The sequence below is a fragment of the Maricaulis sp. genome, from assembly GCF_034670125.1.
GTDB lineage: Bacteria > Pseudomonadota > Alphaproteobacteria > Caulobacterales > Maricaulaceae > Maricaulis.
The window spans coordinates 232,724-251,418 of record NZ_JAXMOC010000003.1; the positions used below are offsets into that span (position 1 = coordinate 232,724).

Annotated in this window: 16 protein-coding genes; 6 read left to right on the plus strand and 10 right to left on the minus strand. The window is 63.4% G+C overall.

What is annotated here, in order from left to right; translation table 11 throughout:
* Window positions 1-133: 133 nt before the first annotated feature.
* The 5 genes from VOI18_RS07350 to VOI18_RS07370 all read left to right on the plus strand — a co-directional run bounded on the left by VOI18_RS07350 (window position 134) and on the right by VOI18_RS07370 (window position 4,416).
* On the plus strand, window positions 134-469 hold the full coding sequence (locus VOI18_RS07350; protein WP_323761750.1) for a hypothetical protein: 336 nt from the start codon (window positions 134-136) through the stop codon (window positions 467-469).
* 101 nt (window positions 470-570) lie between these two features.
* Window positions 571-1,194, plus strand: a complete 624-nt coding sequence (locus tag VOI18_RS07355) for a hypothetical protein (protein ID WP_323761751.1) — start codon at window positions 571-573, stop codon at window positions 1,192-1,194.
* Between the two features lie 57 nt (window positions 1,195-1,251).
* Window positions 1,252-1,809, plus strand: a complete 558-nt coding sequence (locus VOI18_RS07360) for a hypothetical protein (RefSeq protein ID WP_323761752.1) — start codon at window positions 1,252-1,254, stop codon at window positions 1,807-1,809.
* Between the two features lie 141 nt (window positions 1,810-1,950).
* Window positions 1,951-3,135 (plus strand): cupin domain-containing protein, encoded by a 1,185-nt coding sequence (locus VOI18_RS07365; RefSeq protein ID WP_323761753.1) that lies wholly within the window; start codon window positions 1,951-1,953, stop codon window positions 3,133-3,135.
* A gap of 132 nt (window positions 3,136-3,267) precedes the next feature.
* The gene (locus VOI18_RS07370) at window positions 3,268-4,416 is read left to right on the plus strand and encodes an SMP-30/gluconolactonase/LRE family protein (RefSeq protein ID WP_323761754.1); all 1,149 of its coding nucleotides are present in this window, start codon (window positions 3,268-3,270) and stop codon (window positions 4,414-4,416) included.
* A gap of 49 nt (window positions 4,417-4,465) precedes the next feature.
* Here the strand turns inward: VOI18_RS07370 and tkt are convergent, their stop codons facing one another.
* The 10 genes from tkt to metF form a co-directional block, all read right to left on the minus strand.
* Complete coding sequence (tkt, locus tag VOI18_RS07375; protein WP_323761755.1) at window positions 4,466-6,448, minus strand: transketolase; 1,983 nt, start codon at window positions 6,446-6,448, stop codon at window positions 4,466-4,468.
* A 27-nt stretch (window positions 6,449-6,475) separates the two neighbouring features.
* Window positions 6,476-8,029, minus strand: coding sequence for a glucose-6-phosphate isomerase (gene pgi, locus VOI18_RS07380; RefSeq protein ID WP_323761756.1), 1,554 nt, complete (start codon window positions 8,027-8,029; stop codon window positions 6,476-6,478).
* A 54-nt stretch (window positions 8,030-8,083) separates the two neighbouring features.
* Window positions 8,084-9,244 (minus strand): AGE family epimerase/isomerase, encoded by a 1,161-nt coding sequence (locus VOI18_RS07385; RefSeq protein ID WP_323761757.1) that lies wholly within the window; start codon window positions 9,242-9,244, stop codon window positions 8,084-8,086.
* A 23-nt stretch (window positions 9,245-9,267) separates the two neighbouring features.
* Complete coding sequence (locus VOI18_RS07390; protein WP_323761758.1) at window positions 9,268-10,029, minus strand: YebC/PmpR family DNA-binding transcriptional regulator; 762 nt, start codon at window positions 10,027-10,029, stop codon at window positions 9,268-9,270.
* A gap of 93 nt (window positions 10,030-10,122) precedes the next feature.
* Entirely contained in the window at window positions 10,123-11,205 is a 1,083-nt protein-coding gene (locus tag VOI18_RS07395; protein WP_323761759.1) for a mannose-1-phosphate guanylyltransferase/mannose-6-phosphate isomerase, read from the minus strand.
* Between the two features lie 37 nt (window positions 11,206-11,242).
* Complete coding sequence (locus tag VOI18_RS07400; RefSeq protein WP_323761760.1) at window positions 11,243-11,512, minus strand: hypothetical protein; 270 nt, start codon at window positions 11,510-11,512, stop codon at window positions 11,243-11,245.
* Window positions 11,513-11,718: 206 nt separating this feature from the next.
* Window positions 11,719-12,534: a TIGR00282 family metallophosphoesterase gene (locus tag VOI18_RS07405; protein WP_323761761.1), complete on the minus strand. Its 816-nt coding sequence runs from the start codon at window positions 12,532-12,534 to the stop codon at window positions 11,719-11,721.
* A gap of 82 nt (window positions 12,535-12,616) precedes the next feature.
* Window positions 12,617-15,274: a methionine synthase gene (metH, locus tag VOI18_RS07410; protein WP_323761762.1), complete on the minus strand. Its 2,658-nt coding sequence runs from the start codon at window positions 15,272-15,274 to the stop codon at window positions 12,617-12,619.
* A gap of 11 nt (window positions 15,275-15,285) precedes the next feature.
* On the minus strand, window positions 15,286-16,344 hold the full coding sequence (locus tag VOI18_RS07415; RefSeq protein WP_323761763.1) for a homocysteine S-methyltransferase family protein: 1,059 nt from the start codon (window positions 16,342-16,344) through the stop codon (window positions 15,286-15,288).
* Window positions 16,341-17,249: a methylenetetrahydrofolate reductase [NAD(P)H] gene (gene metF / locus VOI18_RS07420; RefSeq protein WP_323761764.1), complete on the minus strand. Its 909-nt coding sequence runs from the start codon at window positions 17,247-17,249 to the stop codon at window positions 16,341-16,343. Before metF ends, VOI18_RS07415 begins: the two co-directional genes overlap by 4 nt.
* A gap of 251 nt (window positions 17,250-17,500) precedes the next feature.
* Between metF and metK the strand changes: the two genes are divergently transcribed.
* The gene (gene metK / locus VOI18_RS07425) at window positions 17,501-18,667 is read left to right on the plus strand and encodes a methionine adenosyltransferase (protein ID WP_323761765.1); all 1,167 of its coding nucleotides are present in this window, start codon (window positions 17,501-17,503) and stop codon (window positions 18,665-18,667) included.
* Window positions 18,668-18,695: the final 28 nt, after the last annotated feature.

Here is an 18,695-nt window from a genome sequence, read left to right on the forward strand (position 1 = left end):
TGTTTTTATGAGATTTTATTTATTCAGCTTTCGTTTGATCGCCGATACCGCCCCGCCTAAACTCGATACCAGTTTGATTGGGTTCGGATTTCCGGATCCAACTGTCGAATTTGACCCAGGGGGATACTCAGACATGGCCAAAAAAGGCAAACTCAGCCGTCGCTCGTTCCTGACACGTGTGGCAGGTGGAACCATCGCAACCGGCGCCATCGCCACTGTCGCCGGCGCCGCTGTTGTCCAGCGTTATTCGGATGCAGACCCGGTTGATGGTGTCGCTCGTACCGGCATCTCCGATTCGGACCCGAACGATTATGCCAACCACGGCACCAGCCGCACGGGTCGCACCGACAGCGACAGCGGTTCCTGCGCCGACCAGGCCGGCTATGGCCGCGGCAATACCGGCTACACCGACTCCGACAGCTCCGGCTGTTCCGACCCGGGTGGCCGCGGTCGCGGACCGAGCCTGTAAGACTTGAACAGCGGCGCCTTCGGGCGCCGTTGTTTTGTTCAATCGTGAGGGACTTCGAGCAATTCGTGGGGGATTGCCCGGCACGATAAAGAGGTATCTTCATGGCCAACAAAGGAAAGCTCAGCCGCCGCTCGTTTCTGACGCGCGTGGCTGGCACCGCGATCGCGACCGGCGCCGCAGGCGCTGTCTCCGGCGCGGCCAGCGCCCAGAACCACACCGGCCGCACGGACAGTGATTCCGGCAGCTATGCGGACCGGGCTGGCTACGGCCGGACCGGCGCGACCGACAGCGACGGTGGCGCCAATGCCGACCGCGCTGGATACGGTCGCGGCAGCTCGGGAATGACCGACAGCGATTCGGGCGCCTATGCGGATCCGGCCGGCAATGGCCGCGGACGCTCCGGCATCACGGACAGCGACAGTGGCGCCTACGCCGATCCGGCTGGCAATGGTCGCGGACGATCGGGCCTGACCGATAGCGACAGCGGATCCTACGCTGACCCGGCGGGCAATGGCCGGGGTGGTCGCACATCCGGCGTCACCGACAGTGACACCGGCACCTATTCAGACCCCGTTGGCAATGGTCGTGGCCGCTCAGGCGTCACCGACAGCGACAGCGGTGCCTATGCTGATCCGGCTGGAAACGGCCGCGGACGCCGCTCGTGTTCAGACAGTGATTCCGGCACCTACTCTGATCCAGGCGGCCGCGGACGTCGCTGCCGCTAGTCAGGGTGTAGCCCGGGCTCGAACGGATCGAGCCCGGGGCGGCACAAGGAGGCTTCAATGGCCAAACGTGGAAAACTTTCCCGGCGCTCATTCCTGACCCGGGTCGCGGGAGCGGCCGTGGTTACCGGTGCCGCCGGAACCGTCGCGGGTTGCGCGACCACCGGCTATACCGACAGTGATACGGGGCGATATGCCGACCCGGCCGGTGCCGGTCGCGGCGGACACCGCACAACTGGCGTCACCGACAGCGACACCGGCCGTTACGCCGACCCGGTCGGTAATGGCCGAGGCGGCGGTGTGACAGACAGTGACACCGGTCGCTATGCCGACCCGGTCGGAGGCGGCCGCGGTGGCGGCGTGACAGACGCCGACAGCGGCGCCTACGCTGACCCGGCCGGTCGTGGCCGTGGCAGCTCCGGCATCACCGACAGCGACAGCGGCAGTTATGCCGACCCGGCCGGTCGCGGCCGTGGTGGCAGCTATCGCGGCGCGACCGACAATGATTCAGGACGCTATGCCGACCCGGTCGGAGGCGGACGCGGCGGTGGTCGTGCTTGCACCGACAATGACACCGGCAATTACGCTGACCCTGTCGGTGGCGGGCGACGCTGCTAGGCATCACAGGCTGACGAAAACCCCTCCCGCTCCGGCGCGAGGGGTTTTTCATGCCTGCGACACAATTGTGCACACCCAGACAGGCGACAAGCGCTACGGGCGCCGCTAAAATTTTCCGAACACTCGGGGGAGACCTTCAACATGACTGCACCGCTCTGGCTGACCGATCCGTTTCGCGCCATGATCGATCCCATTGATCGTGAAACGTTTTTCCGTGACTACCACGAGAAGAAGCCGCTGATCGTTCATCGCGAGGACCCGGGCCGGTATGCCGGCCTGCTGTCGATTGCCCGTATCGACGACATTGTATCCAGCATCGACCTGCGCGAGGGCTCGCTGGACATGGCACGGTCCGAGCCCCAGGTGCAGCGCGAAGACTACATGTTTGATACTGGTTATGTGGATCGTGGCGGCGTTGCCAATCAATACCGTCAGGGTGCGACCATCATCCTGCCGCAACTCCACATGATGGACGCCGTGCTCGGCGAGTTCTGCCGTGCGGTTGAGTCCCTGCTCAGCTGTCACGTTCAGACCAATATCTACCTCACCCCGCCGGACAATCAGGGCTTCAACACCCACTATGACGATCACGATGTGTTCGTCATGCAGATCGAGGGCGAGAAGCTGTGGCGGTTCTACGAGACCCCCGTTGAAAACCCCTACCGTGGGGAAGGCTTCCGGCCGGATGCTCACGAGGCCGGTGAAGCGGTCGCAGAATTCGTCCTCAAGGCCGGCGAATGCATCTATGTCCCACGCGGCTTGATGCACGACGCCCGGACCCATGGGGACACAGCGTCACTCCACATCACGCTTGGCCTGATCGTGAAGACATGGGCCGACCTGATGCTGGAGGCGGTTTCGGAAGTCGCTCTGCGCACGCCGGCCATGCGGCATTCGCTGCCACCGGGCTTTGCCCGTCCCGACTTTGACCGCACCGATGCCGAGGCGACATTCAAGGACATGGCCGAAATGCTGGCCCGCGAGATGAGCGTCGACGGGGCGATGGACTTCTTTGTCGACAGCTTCATCCGCTCACGCGTTCCCAATACCCGCGGCGCAATCAGCAATTACCTGGCACCTGCAACACCGGACCAGGCGTTCCGGTTGCGCCCGTTTGTGCCGTGGCGGTTTGCCGGTGATGACACCGAAAATGTCATCATCACAGCTGGCGGCGAAGTCCGGTTTGCCGCCGAGGCCGAGGCCGGTCTCCACACCCTGCTCGACGGCGGAACGGTGACAGCGGCAAGTTTTGTCGGTCAGGATGAGGCAGCGGCGATCGAAACGCTCGGCAAACTCCATGCGTTCGGACTGATCGTACCGGTCTGATCAACGCGGGTTTTCTTGCAGGTTATAATTCACAACCGCTGCGTGCCTTGTTTGTGCGCGGTTTAAAACCGTACATGCGCCCCCTTGAAGCGGCCCACCCTGTTCGGGCTGCACAATTGTAAGCGGGTCGGCATGCGTATGCGTCTTGGAGCGATCATCATCAGCCTGACAGCGGTCTTCGCTGTCCTGTGGCTGATGTGGCCATCGGCGATCAATCCGGTCTATTGGGACGAACCGGAACCGCCCGCCATGACCGGCGTACTCGCACCCAACGCCGGCCTTCAGTCGGCCCAGTTCATCGAGCTGGACAATCAAGGTGCCGCGCGCAGCCTCGCGCTGGGTGCGGACGGCAAGGTCTATTATGGCAATCTCGCGGGTGAGATTCTCAGGATCGACGCCAACGGCATCGCGCTGGACCCGGCCGCCATCACCGATCTCGGTGACCTGCCAATCCTCGACCTCGCCTGGATCAACCCCAACACACTTGGCGCGACTACGCCGGACGGTCTGTTTGCGATCAACGTCAGATCCGGAAACTCAACGCGGGTGAGCGTCGGGGTGCCCGGTTATCCGTTCGGGTACGCCAACGACCTGGCCGTTACCAGCCAGGGCGAGATTTATTTCACCGACCCGTCCGTACTCCTGGACAGCGAAGCGTCTGATCGGCGCCAAGTGCTCGACATGCTCGAGAACCGTCCGCATGGTGCCCTCTACGTTTGGGACCCGCGCACTCACCAGACCCGGCTCGCAGCGGAGCGGCTCTATTTTCCCAGCGGTGTCGCGATCGCCTCGGACGAACGGTCGATCTATGTGTCGGAGACCTTCCGCTACCGGATATTGCGCCACTGGATCGAAGGCCCGCGCCGCGGCGAAACCGAGGTCTTTGCCAGCAATCTGCCCGGCTTGCCGGACGGGTTGGCGACCGACAATGCCGGGCATCTCTTTGTAGCCCTGCCGGCCCGGCGCAGTTCGGCAATGCGGACGATCCGGAAAAATCCCTGGCTGGCCCGGATCGTGTCCCGTCTGCCGGCCTGGCTTCGCCCGGTTGGCGGATCGGCACGCCCGTTCATTGCGGTACTCGACGAGCAGTCCGGTGCCATCATCGGCTCAATCCACGACCCGGACGACCGCGTCTGCCACATCTCGAACATGGTCCTGACCGGCGACCAGGACCTCTGGTTCGGCTCGTCCGATTGCAGCTATATCGCCAGGCTTCCGCAGTCGTCCGTCCAGGCCGCCTTGCAGGCGCCAGGCACGACAGGCGTCGCAACCAGCGACTGATCGACTGCTAAAAGGCCGGTCAGCAGCATTGCCTGCGGGTCAAGGCCAATCAGGCCAAACGCGCTTCAGCCTGCTCGACGATTGCCGCGGCCGTAATCCCGAAATGCGCGTAGAGCTGTTCCGCCGGGGCACTGGCGCCAAAGCCGGTCATGCCCACAAATCCGCCCTTGCGTCCAATCACCTGATCCCAGCCAAACCGCAGCGCCGCTTCGCAGGCGATGACCGGGATGTCGGCCGGGAAAAGTTCCTCGAGATAGGACTCATCCTGTTCCAGCAGGAGATCGAGGCAGGGAGCAGAGACCACTCGAACCTTGCGCCCCTTGGTACGCAAGCTGTCCGCAGCCTCGACTGCCAGGCAGACTTCGGACCCCGTCCCGACCAGTACGACATCCGGAGCTCCTGCATCGTCCGACAGGATGTAGGCGCCGAGCGACGACCGGTTGGTGCTGCCGTCATCCGTGCGCAGGAAGGGCAGCTTCTGGCGTGACAGAGCGAGGACGGACGGCCCATCGATCCGGCGCAAGGCGAGGTCCCAGGCCTCGGCGGTTTCAAGCGCATCGGCCGGACGGAAGACGTGCATGTTCGGAATGGCCCGCAAGGAGGCGAGTGTCTCGACCGGTTGGTGGGTCGGCCCGTCTTCACCCAGCCCGATCGAATCGTGAGTCATCACGTAGACCACAGGCTGATGCATCAATGAGGACAGACGCATCGACGGGCGGCAATAATCGGCGAAGACCAGGAAGGTCGCGACATGCGGGCGAAAGCCCCCATGCAGGGACATGCCATTGGCGCACGCCGCCATGCCGTGCTCGCGCACACCGAAATGGATGTACTGGCCGGCATAGTCCCCGGCCTTCACAATGCCGACATCCGGCGTCTTGGTGAGGTTGGAACCTGCCAGATCGGCTGAGCCACCCGCCAGGCTCGGCCAGTCACCGATAATCGCCGCCAGGGTCTGGCCGGAAGCGGCCCGGGTCGCCAGCACCGGCTTGTCGGCCGCAACCTTCCTGCGCCAGGCGTCCAGCGCAGCGATCTCGGCTTCACCCGGTTCGCCGGAAATCTGGGCCACGAAATCATCGGCCCGGTCCGAGCCGGCCAACCTGTCCTGCCAAGCCTGGTGGGCATCTGCCGAACCGGTCGCCCGCCATGCGTCCACGATCTCGGCAGGAATTTCAAATGGAGCGGCTGACCAGCCAAGCGCCTTGCGCGTCCCGGCAATCTCGTCGGGCCCCAGCGGTGCACCATGGCTGCCTGCGGTTCCCGCCTTGGTCGGCGCGCCGAAGCCAATCGTTGTCCGGCAGGCGATCAGGACCGGCTTGTCGGACGAACGCGCAGCCTGCAGGGCGGCATCGATGGCGGCCGGATCATGTCCGTCAATGCGCGATACCGACCAACCAGCTGCATCGAAGCGCTTGAGGACATCGGTACTCTCGGAAAGGTCGGTCGGCCCGTCGATGGAAATTTCATTGTCGTCCCACAGCACGCAGAGGCGGTTGAGCCCCAGATGCCCGGCCAGGGAAATGGCCTCGTGGGAAATGCCTTCCTGCAGGTCTCCGTCCGAAGCGATGACCCAGGTACGGTGGTCGACGAGGTCATCACCATAGCGCGCGTTCATCATGCGCTCGGCCAGGGCCATGCCGACTGACATCGAGATCCCCTGCCCCAGCGGCCCGGTCGTCGCTTCCACACCCGGCGTGTGACCATATTCCGGGTGGCCGGCGGTGAGGCTGTCCAGTTGGCGGAAGTTCTTCAACTCATCCATGGAGATGTCCTCGAACCCGGCGAGGTGCAGGATCGAGTAAAGCAACATGGAGCCATGGCCTGCCGACAGCACGAAGCGGTCACGATCGGCCCAAGCCGGCGCCGCGGGATCGAATTTCATGTGCTTGGACCACAAAACGGTGGCCACGTCGGCCATACCCATTGGCATGCCGGGATGGCCGGAATTGGCTTGCTGGACCGCATCCATCGACAGCGCCCGGATGGCATTGGCCATGTCGGTCATGGAAACAGGGTTTGAAGGCGTGGTCATGAAGCGTCTCCTGCGCCGGGCCGGTGGCTAGCCGGATATCAGGCCTGTCCTAGCAAGCAAGGCTTTTGTGGACGCGTCATAGCTGGATATATCGCCGTCCAAAATCCCCTTGGTCAGCACTTTTCCCAGCTCGACACCCCACTGGTCGAACGGATTGATGTCGTACAGGACGCTTTCGACAAAAACCTTGTGTTCATGCAAGGCGATAAGCGCGCCGAGCGTCGCCGGGGTCAGATCATCCAGGAGCAGGGTCGCCGAAGGGCGGTTACCGGGCATTGATTTGTGGCTGGCGAGATCCGGCTCGGTCGCCGGATCGATCTGGCGTCCATCCAGCAAGGCAGCGCCCTGGGCAGCCATGTTGGCGGCCAGGGCGCGCTCGCGCGGATCGGAACTGGCAAAATGGCGGGCCACGCCAATGAAGTCGACCGGCACGACATCGCCACCCTGATGGAGCCATTGGAAGAAAGAGTGCTGGATTTCGGTACCATTGCCTCCCCAGACGAGGGCGCCGCCGGGTGTCGGGCCGGGCTGGCCGTCAACGGTCACCGACTTGCCGAGTGATTCCATCTCCAGCTGCTGGAAATAGTCCGCCAGCTTGCCCAGACGCGCCGAATAGGCGGCAACACATCGCGCCGGATAATTCATCCCGATCCGGTTCCACACATCGATCAAGCCCTTGAGAACCGGCATGTTGCGCTCGAGCGGGGCGGAGGCAAAGTGCTGATCCATTTCCCGCGCACCATCGCGGAAAGCCTGGAAGACTGACGGTCCAAGGCCGATCTCAAGGGCCAGCCCGACCGCACTCCAGACCGAATATCGACCACCGACCCAGTCAGGGAAATCAAACACCAGGGACGGATCGATACCGAACGCCTTCGCCTTGTCCGGTGCCGCCGAGGCGGCCGCGAAATGGGCGCCGGCCCGCGCGGCGCCGACATGTCCGGCCAGCCAGTCACGAGCTGCCTCCCCGGTCATCAGGGTTTCCTGTGTCGAAAAGGATTTCGACGCCACGATGAACAGGATGGCCGCCGGGTCGGCACCCGCCACCGCGTGCTTCAGATCGCTGGGATCCAGGCTGGCGACAAACCGCAGTTCCGGCCCATCAGCGGCATGGTCAGCCAGGGCATCTCCCACCAGGCGCGGGCCAAGATCTGAACCACCGATCCCGATATTGACCACCCGGCTGATCGGCACCCCGGACGGCGCAAACCCGCCCGAGCGGACACGGTCGGCGAACGCACGCGTTTCAGCCTGCGTGCGTGACACCAGTATCGCCGCGTCGCTCCCCGCCAAATCGCCGCCCTCCCGGTAGGCCATATGGAGCGCCGGTCGGTTTTCGGTAGCGTTCACAATTTTGCCCGAAAGAAGCGCGTCCCGCTTGCTTTCAAGTCCGCTCGCGCGGGCCCGGGCAAACAGGGCTTCCAGCGCGGCCGCGTCCAGTCGCTGTTTCGTGGCGTCCAGTTCAAGACCGGCAATTTTGAGGATCAGGGCTTGCGAGCGCTCCTCGCCAGCTTCCGTCAGCGCGCGAAGGGAGGTGCCGGACAGGCGCACGGCATGAGCATTCAATTCGGTATCGGACACGGGTCTTCCTGCACTCACGATCAGAGTGGACAACCTATTGGCAGCTCCCCGGCTTCACAAGACTTTCGCGGCGCTTTCCGCGACCTCGGTATCGGCCCGATGGGCGTCAACCACCGCCCCGAGCACATGATAGAGGGTACTGGCGGGCATGCGATCGGCGACACGGTGTCCGGAGGCATCAATCTGGTCGATCCACCCCCCCGGAATGGCGGGGTCAAGATGGTGCCGGAAGAGCAGATCGCAGACGGTTTCCAGTTCGGTACCGGCCGACCGGTGGCCGGCGCGCTGACGGGCCGCCGCGGCGCGCAACCACTCGGTCTGCATCCAGGTTCGCGAACCGGCATCCAGCGTCTGGCCGTCCGGCCGGACGGTGGCGACCAGGCAACCGGTCCCGCGATTGCGCCCGATACCGGTGCCATGCGCATGCAGGAATTCGAGAATGGTCTCATCCACGCTTGCGCCGTGGTCACGATAGGCATGCAACAGCCAGATCCATTCGACTTCATGGCCCGGCTCGACCACTGCGCCCGCAGGATCGGCCGTGACCTGCCAATCGGCGTCGAAGAACTCGTACAAGACCCCCGCATCCCGGTCGAGAAAACGGGTCGAGAACAGCTGGTAGATCGCCTCGATGCGGGTCAGGAAGGTCTGGTCTCCGGTGGCGTCATACCAGGCCAGCAATGCTTCGAAGAGATGCATGTGGGGGTTTTGCCGACGCGGTAGCTGGGCAGCTCCGATCGCTTCGGCATAACCGCCCTGGGGGCGGGTCAGGTGGGTGTCGAGATAGATGAGGATCTCGTCGGCGAGCTGGCGATAATGACTGTCATGCGTGACCCGGTGCAGCCAGGACAGGGCCAGCAGGATGAAGGCATGGTCGTACAGGTCACGCGCCGGGCTTTCGATTTCGCCGCTGGCGGTAAGTGTGTGGACCCAGCCAGGCGTTCCGTCCGGCGCATGGGCGCGGCGTTCAAGCAGCTCGAAGCCTTCCACCGCCAAGTCCAGCCCGTCACTCCAACCGGCATGATGGGCGCGCGCGAACACATAGATCTGGCGAGCCTGGGTTCGGACACGCCGTGTATCACCGGTGACCGGTTGCCCGTCCAGGCTGAGTGATTCCAGAAAGCCGCCGAACCGCTTGTCCCAGGCGCGCTCGGACCAGAATGGCAGGGCCGTCTCGACGCCCCATTCCCGCAGTCTCGAAGCCCAATCCGCCATTCGCCCCGCCTGTCAGATGCCAATCAGTCCAGTTGCGCCATATCCTCGTCGGAAATGTCGAAATTGGCGTAAACATTCTGCACGTCGTCGCTGTCTTCCAGCATTTCCATCATCTTCATCAAGGTCGCGACCTTGTCGCCGGTCACTTCGATCAGGTTTTGCGGACGCCAGATCAGCTTGGCGGAGGACGGATCCTCGAAGGTCGCGGACAGCGCCCCGACAACCTCCATCAGGTCCTCTCGGGCGGTATAGATGACGTGTTCGCCCTCATTGTCCTCATCGCCGGGCTCGGACGCAACATCCTCGGCGCCGGCCTCTATGGCGGCTTCCATCATCGTGTCTTCGTCGGCTTTTGAGAGCGGGTACCGGATCTCGCCGACATTATCGAACATGAAGGCGACCGAGCCGGTCTCGCCCAGATTGCCGCCATTCTTGGCAAAGGCCGTACGGACCTCCGCGGCGGCCCGATTCTTGTTGTCGGTCGAAACTTCGACGATCACTCCAGTCCCGGCTGGACCAAAGCCCTCATAGCGGATGTCTTCATAAGACTCGTCATCACCGCCCGAGGCCTTGTCGATCGCGCGCTGGATATTGTCCTTGGGCATCGACTGGCCCTTGGCATTGGCGACAGCGAGACGAAGGCGCGGATTGGCATCAACGTCCGGTCCACCCAGCTTGGCGGCAATGGAAATTTCCTTGGAGAGGCGCGAGAAGAGCTTTGAACGCAGCTTGTCCTGGCGGCCCTTGCGGTGCTGGATATTGGCCCATTTGGAGTGTCCGGCCATGATCGGGATCCCTGTTCCTGCGGATTCGAGGCGCCTTCCTTACCCAGAATGACGGGCAAACGCCACACCTTGCGCCACATCGGCGCGCGTCTGTCAGAGCAAGTCGGTCCGCCCTTCGGCCTTGAGCTGCTCGACCACTGACTTGATCGCCTGGCTGTCATTGCGGTCGGCCACAAGTACCGCATCGCGGGTCTGGACCACGACGAGGTCCCTCACACCACACAACACGACGCGGGTGTCGGTCGCAAAACCAAAGCACCGGCGGGCGTCGAGGAAATTGACGTCCCCGGTTCCGGCATTGCCCGCACTGTCCTTGTCGCGGATTTGCCAAAGCGCATCGAACGAACCGACATCCGACCATCCGATGTCAGCCGGCACGACAGCCGCACGGTCAGTCCCTTCCATGACGGCATAATCAAACGAGATGGACGGGCAACGGGCAAAGGCCCCGGCCTCAAGATCGAGCCGGACTCCAGCCTGGTGTCCGCCGCTGATCGCTTTGCGCACGGCCGCCAGGACATCCGGGCATTGCCGGTGCATTTCATCAATGACCGCGTCCGGTGCAAACAGGAAAATCCCTGCATTCCAGTAGTACCCCCCGACGCGCAGGAAGTCGGTCGCTGTGGCCGCATCCGGTTTTTCTGTGAAGGCGCGCACGTCAAAACCCGGGCCGCTGGCATCGCCGCGCCGGATATAGCCATAGCCCGTATGCGGTTGATCCGGCTCGATGCCGAACGTCACCAGGCGACCGCTTCTCGCCAGGGCACTGCCCTGCCCGATCGCGGAGCGGAACGATCCGACATCCCGGATGAAGTGATCCGCCGGCAGGAGCAAAACGAGGTCGGCACCGTCAGTGGCCTTGGCCAGTTCCGCCGCCGCTGCAGCAACCGCCGCCGTATTGCGCCCCACGGGCTCGACCACGAAACGGGCCTCGGGAAACCCGTTGCCGGCCAATTGGGCGCGCGCAGTATCCACCTGTTTGGCATTGAGAATGACCAGGGGAGGCAGGAATTCAATGCCATCTCCCTCCCCCGCGACCCGCCGGGCCGTCTCGACCAGCATGCTGGCATCAGAGGTCAGCGCCTGCAGCTGTTTGGGCATGTCCTCGCGGGACAGAGGCCAGAGCCGCGTGCCTGATCCTCCCGACATGATCACTGGCAGGATACGCGTTGTCATGTCTTGTCTCCCCGCAGCCGCCCGGCTGCCGGGGCGATCAATTGCTCATGACGCCCCGAACCGGTTCGACACGCGTTGCAGGGGGGAAGTTACGCATTGAGAGATAGTTCAACAAGCGTCCCAACATCCGGGCGCTGTCCGTCTGCACGACCCGGATATGGGCCCGGTCGTCCTGAAGGTGGGTGGTGAACAGGCAGGCGTCATCCCCGTCGGCCCCGCTTTCACAGGATCGCAGGAACTCCACCATGTGATTGTCGAACACCATGGCATCCTGCGCATGCTCGAACCGGATGGTTTGCTTGAACATCTTTCCCCCCTCCTCCATCGCGCCGGGCCGGTTTCGGCGAGACGCTCGGGCCATTCTTCGACCTATCCTGCCGCCGAACATGCCCGACACGCTGTGAACACCGTCACAGCACGACTGACTTTCACGCTAGCGGCCCGGTGAGGGGGATCAACCGGTTGCAGCGGCGAACCGCACGCTTTGCGCTGCGTCGCAGCAAAATTGTCACATCAGGTCGGGAAGCATTCCGAGAGCTGCCCACCCAAGCGGATGGGCTCACAGCGCTGCGCCAGACCGGTCGCATCATCGGTCTCGACAAAAACGCCGCACAGGGTCGCCTCACCCGTGGCCGGCTCGAACCGGGCGGATCGCATCCGGGTCGTGAAGCGGCGCATGGGCTCTTCCTTGTCCATGCCGATCACGCTGTCATAGTCGCCGCACATGCCGGCATCGGTCTGGTAGGCGGTGCCGCCGGGCAGGACGCGCGCATCAGCGGTCGGCACATGGGTATGCGTACCCACAACGAGACTGGCCCGCCCGTCGCAGAAGGCCCCCATCGCCATCTTTTCACTCGTCGCCTCGCCATGAAAATCGATGATCGCCGCATCGGCCACCACGCCGAGTGGTGCTGCCGCGAGTTCCCGCTCCACCGCGGTAAACGGGTCGTCGAGCGACTCCATGAACAGATTGCCCATGACATTCATCACGAAAACCCGGCGACCGTCGGGCAGGTCATAGAGATTGGCACCGGCACCGGGTGTCGACCCGACCGGATAATTGGCCGGTCGCAACAAGCGCGGTTCACGGTCGATATAGCTCAGGGTCTCGCGCTGGTCCCACGCGTGATTGCCAAGGGTGAGCACATCGGCGCCGAGCTCGAACAGCTGGTTGCAGATCTTTTCCGTAACCCCGAAACCGGCGGCGGCGTTCTCGGCGTTGATGACCACAAAGTCAGGCTTCAACGCCTCCTTCACACGCGGCAGGTGAACCTCGATCGCGCGGCGGCCGGACTTGCCGACAATGTCTCCGAAAAAGGCCAGGCGCATGAAAAGGGCTCCGTCAGCGGGTTGGCCGACGGATATGGCGCATCATGGCGTGAATGTCCAAGTCATCACTGATGCAAACGGGTCATGCGGCTTTCTCGGCGCCCGGCACGTAATCCAGGATCGGCGCCAGGCATCGTTCGGCCTCAGCCACGGTCCAGCCTTTGCGTAGGGCGTAATCCTCCACCTGGTCTCGCAGGATGCGTCCAACAGCAAAATAATGGCTGTCGGGGTGGGAAAGGTAGAGACCGGAGACCGACGAGGCCGGCGTCATCGCGAAGGAATTGGTCAGACCGATGCCGACCGCTTCCGGCGCGCCGAGCAGGTTGAACAAGGTGCGTTTCTCGGAATGATCGGGTTGCGATGGATAGCCGGGGGCCGGGCGGATGCCGGCATAGGCCTCGGCGATCAACTCGCGATTGGTGGAGCTTTCGTCCGGTGCATAGCCCCAATGGTCACGGCGAACACGCGCGTGAAGCCACTCGGCCGCCGCTTCGGCGATACGGTCGGACAGCGCCTTGAACAGGATGGCGTTGTAATCATCCTTGGCCGCCTCGAAACGGGCAACCAGATCGGGATTGTCACCGGCGGTCACGGCGAAACCGCCGATCCAGTCCTCATGACCGGTCGGCGCCAGAAAGTCGAACTGACACAGATGGGCGCGGTCATTGTCCTTCGCCGCTTGCTGGCGCAGGCCGTAAAAGCGCGCCAGCTCGCTGGTCCGCGTCCCGTCAGTAAAGAGGACCGCATCATCACCGACCCGGTTGGCCGGCCAGAAACCGGCCACCGCGCGCGGCGCCAGCCAGCCTTCCTCGACAATGCGCGTCAGCATGGCCTGGGCATCGGCGAACAAGGCCCGCGCCGCCTCCCCGCGTCGCGGATCGTCGAGGATCGCCGGATAGCTGCCTTTCAGTTCCCAGGTAAAAAAGAAGGGCGTCCAATCGATATAGCCGATCAGCTCGGACACGCTGGGCGTGAACGTGGTGCGACCGGGCTTGGCCGGGCGCGGCGGTACATAGTTGTTCCAATCGCACTGCCAGCCCCTCGCCCGCGCCTGTTCGAGCGGCAGGCGGGCCTTGGCCGACCGGGCCGCCAGGCGACGCTCACGGATCCGGGCAAGGTCGGCCTTGACCTCACCGGCATACGTGTCGCGCTGATCCGACAGCAGCTTGGAGACCACCCCCACGGCCCGACTGGCGTCCAGCACATGGATGACCGGCGCGACGTTGATGGCCGGATCGATCTTCACCGCCGTATGCGCGGGGCTGGTTGTGGCCCCACCGATCAGTAACGGGATGTCGATCTGCAGACGTTCCATCTCCGAGGCCACGAAGACCATCTCGTCGAGCGATGGCGTGATCAGGCCGGACAGGCCGATGACATCCGCCCCCTCCTCGCGCGCGGTTTGAAGGATTTTCTCACACGACACCATCACACCCAGGTCGATGACGTCATAGCCGTTGCACTGCAGCACCACGCCGACAATGTTCTTGCCGATATCATGGACATCGCCCTTCACGGTCGCCATCACGATCTTGCCGTTGGATTTTCCCTGCTCGCCCGACCGCGCTTTTTCCTCCTCCATGAACGGAATGAGGTGAGCGACGGCCTGCTTCATCACCCGCGCCGATTTGACGACCTGTGGCAGGAACATCCGGCCATCGCCAAACAGGTCACCGACAACATTCATGCCGTCCATCAACGGGCCTTCAATCACGTGCAACGGGCGGTCGAAAGACTGGCGGGCCTCTTCGGTGTCCGCGACGATGAACTCGTTGAGGCCGTGCACGAGGGCATGGCGGATCCGGTCAGCGACGGGGGCCTCACGCCATTTCAGGTCACGGACCTTGGCCGGTCCGGCGCCCTTGCCGCGATAGCGCTCGGCAGCCTCCAGCAGGCGGTCAGTCGCGTCGTCGCGACGATTGAGGATGACATCCTCGACCAGCTCGCGCAGTTCCGGCTCGATATCGTCATAGATGTCGAGCTGACCGGCATTGACGATCCCCATATCCATGCCCGCCTTGATGGCGTGATAGAGAAAGACCGAATGCATGGCCCGGCGCACGGTCTCGTTTCCGCGGAAGGAAAAGGATATGTTCGACAGTCCGCCCGACACATGGCAGTGCGGCAGGTGTTCGCGAATGCGCCGCGTCGCCTCAATGAAGTCGACGGCGTAATTATTGTGCTCCTCTATCCCGGTCGCGACCGCGAAAATATTGGGATCGAAGATGATGTCTTCCGCCGGAAAGCCGATCTCGTCGACCAGGATCCGGTAGGCGCGCTCGCAGATTTCATATTTCCGGGCAGCCGTGTCGGCCTGACCGGTCTCGTCAAAGGCCATCACGACGACGGCCGCGCCGTAGGCCAGGCATTTGCCGGCCTGCTCGCGGAACTGGGCTTCGCCTTCCTTGAGGCTGATCGAGTTGACGATCGCCTTGCCCTGCGTGTTCTGCAGACCGGCCTCGATCACCTCCCATTTCGAGCTGTCGACCATGACCGGCACGCGGGCCACATCGGGCTCGCCGGCGATCAGGCGCATGAAGCGGGTCATCGCCTCGACGCTGTCGAGCAGCCCCTCATCCATGTTCACATCGATGATCTGGGCACCATTCTCGACCTGCTGCCGGGCGACCGACACGGCTTCCGCGTAATCACCCTCGGTGATCAACCTGCGGAAGCGGGCCGAGCCGGTGACATTGGTTCGCTCGCCGACATTGACGAAACTGGGTACGGATACGGACATGGGATCGGGCCTCAGGATGCCAGCTCGAACGGCTCAAGACCGGACAGCATCATGGCGCTCTTGTGTTTGACAGGGTGACGCGGCGACGCCGATTTCGCCGCGGCCGCGATGGCCCGGATGTGGTCAGGCGTGGTACCACAGCAACCACCAACGATATTGACCAGGCCGGAGGACGCCCATTCGCCCAGATGCCCGGCGGTCTGGTCGGGGGTCTCGTCATATTCACCCATGTCGTTGGGCAGGCCGGCATTGGGATAGGCGATGATGCGCGTGTCGGCGATGCGGGACAGTTCGCTGACATAGGGGCGCATTTCGTCAGCCCCCAGCGCGCAATTCAAGCCGACGGCCCAGGGACGGGCATGACGCACCGAATACCAGAAGGCCGATGCCGTCTGCCCGGACAGGGTTCGTCCGGACCGGTCGGTGATAGTGCCGGAGACAATGATCGGAATGTCTTCGCCGGTCTTTGCCCGCAGGTCCAGGATGGCCTTGATCGCGGCCTTGGCGTTCAATGTGTCGAAGATCGTCTCGATCAGGAAGAAATCGACGAAAGGCGCCATCGCGCCTGCTTGCTCGAAATAGGCCAGGCGAACCGTCTCGAAGTCGACATCGCGATAGCCGGGGTCATTGACCTGCGGCGAGATTGACAGGGTCTTGTTGGTCGGCCCGATCGCGCCTGCGACACCCCGCACGCTTCCCGTCCGCGCCGCAACCTCGTTAGCAGCCTCCCGAGCCAGACGCGCGCCTTCCCGGGCGATATCCGCGGCAACGATCTGCATGTCGTAATCGGCCTGGGCGATAGTGGTCGCCGAGAATGTGTTTGTCTCGACGATGTCCGCACCGGCCTCGAAATAGGCCAGGTGGATCGCCTTGACCGCGTCCGGGGCGGACAGGTTGAGCACGTCATTATTGCCCTGGATGGGACAATGCCAGTCCGCGAAACGCGTGCCGCGATAGCCGGTCTCGTCCAGCTTGAGGTCCTGGATCTGAGTGCCCATGGCCCCGTCGAGGATGAGTATTCCGGAGCGGGCCTTGGCGTCCAGCGCGGCGATGCGATCGTCCCGGGTCACGATGCAACCGCCTGGAGTTCGCGGTCTCCCGCCTTCACGCCCAGAAGCTGGCAGGTCGACAGCGCCAGCTCGGCCCGGTTGAGCGTGTAGAAATGGAAGCCATCGACGCCACCATTCCGCAGCTTGCCGCACAGCTTGGCGGCAACATGCGCCGTCACCAGTTGACGGGTCCCGGCGTCCTGGTCGAGCCCCTCATAGGCGTCGTGCAACCATCTCGGCAGGCTGGCGCCACACAGGCCGGCAATCCGTTTGAGGCCATTGAAATTGGGCTGCAACATGATGCCCGGAACAATCGGGATGGAGATACCGGCCGCGCGCGCCCGATCCCGAAAGCGGAAATACACGTCGGCATCGAAGAAGAACTGCGTGATCGCCCGCGTCGCGCCGGCATCGATCTTGGCTTTCAACAGGTCGAGGTCAAAGTCGCCGTTCGGGCTTTCCGGATGGATTTCCGGATAGCAACCGACCGAGATCTCGAAATCCCCGATGTCGCAAATGCCCCGCGCGAGTTCGGCGGCATTGGCATAGCCACCGGCCGGCGGGACATAGCTGCCCCCGATCGCGTCCGGCGGATCGCCGCGCAGGGCCACGATGTGACGCACCCCCGAGGCCCGATAATCACGAATGACGGCATCGACTTCGGCCTTGCTGGCATTGACGCAGGTCAGATGGGCGGCCGGCGGTATGGAGGTTTCCTCGACAATCCTGTGCACGGTCCGATGGGTCCGGTCACGGGTTGAGCCGCCGGCTCCGTAAGTGACGGACACGAAATCCGGACGCAGGGGCTCCAGACGCGAGATCGACTCCCACAGGGTGGATTCCATCGCATCGGTTTTCGGCGGAAAAAACTCGAACGAGACGGACAACCCGCCCGGTTTCCGCGCTGTCTGGCCGTGCTCACCCATTGGACACCTTTACCCGCTGCTGTTGAGGCGCCGGGGCCATTCCATGACCCCATCGCACCTCTACATCATAATCACATCATGACATAAAGATATCTTTATATGATATGATTGGCTAGGGGTGGTCTGGTTGTTTCGACAGCGGCGCCTATATCGGTTGGTGAATTCTTCCCCAAAGCGGACCAGACTTGCATCCACGCGTCACATCTGGTCTACCCGACGATATAAAGATTTCCTTATATGAGGATTCCACAGTGAGCCGTTCTTCCTACATCTTCACGTCCGAAAGCGTTTCCGAAGGCCATCCGGACAAGGTGTGCGACCGCATCTCCGACACGATTGTCGACCTGTTTCTGGGCAAGGACCCGCAAGCCCGTGTCGCCTGCGAAACCCTGACCACGACCAACCAGATTGTGCTGGCCGGCGAAGTCCGCTGCGATGCCGAGATCGACGATGCAGAGATCGAAGCCGCCGCGCGCGAAGCGGTCCGGGACATCGGATACGAGCAGGAAGGCTTCCATTGGAAGACGGCGAACCTGCAGAACTTCCTGCATGAGCAATCCGTTCACATTGCCCAGGGCGTCGATGCCAGCGGCGACAAGGATGAGGGGGCTGGCGACCAGGGCATCATGTTCGGTTACGCCTCCGACGAGACCCCGCAACTCATGCCGGCGCCGATCACCTATTCGCACCAGATCCTCAAACGCATGGCGGAGCTGCGCAAATCCGGAGCCCGTCCGGAGTTCGAACCGGATGCCAAGTCCCAGGTGACAATGCGCTATGAGAACGGCGTGCCGGCCGGTGTGACCTCGGTCGTCGTCTCGACCCAGCACAAGGACGGGCTGACCCAGGCCGATATCCGCGAACTGGTCCGCCCGGTGGTGGCCGAGGTCCTGCCCGATGGCTGGTTTCCGCCGGAAGACGAGTTTTATGTGAACCCGACCGGCACCTTCGTCATTGGCGGCCCGGACGGTGATGCCGGGCTGACCGGACGCAAGATCATTGTCGACACCTATGGCGGCGCTGCGCCGCACGGCGGCGGCGCCTTCTCCGGCAAGGACCCGACCAAGGTCGACCGCTCGGCCGCCTACGCCTGCCGCTGGCTGGCCAAGAATGTCGTCGCCGCCGAACTGGCCAAGCGCTGCACCATCCAGGTCTCCTACGCGATCGGCGTGTCCAAACCGCTTTCGCTCTATGTCGACCTGCACGGGACCGGCCGTGTCGACGAAGCCAAGCTGGAGGACGCACTGCGCCAGCTGGCCGACCTCTCGCCGCGTGGCATCCGCACACGCCTGCAACTGAACAAGCCGATCTATGCCCGCACCGCCGCCTATGGCCACTTTGGCCGCACCCCGGCCGAGGATGGCGGTTTCTCCTGGGAACGCACCGATCTGGCCGACGAGCTTCGCTCGCTTCTCTGACCCTGATATGCACGGAGCGTGATCGCTT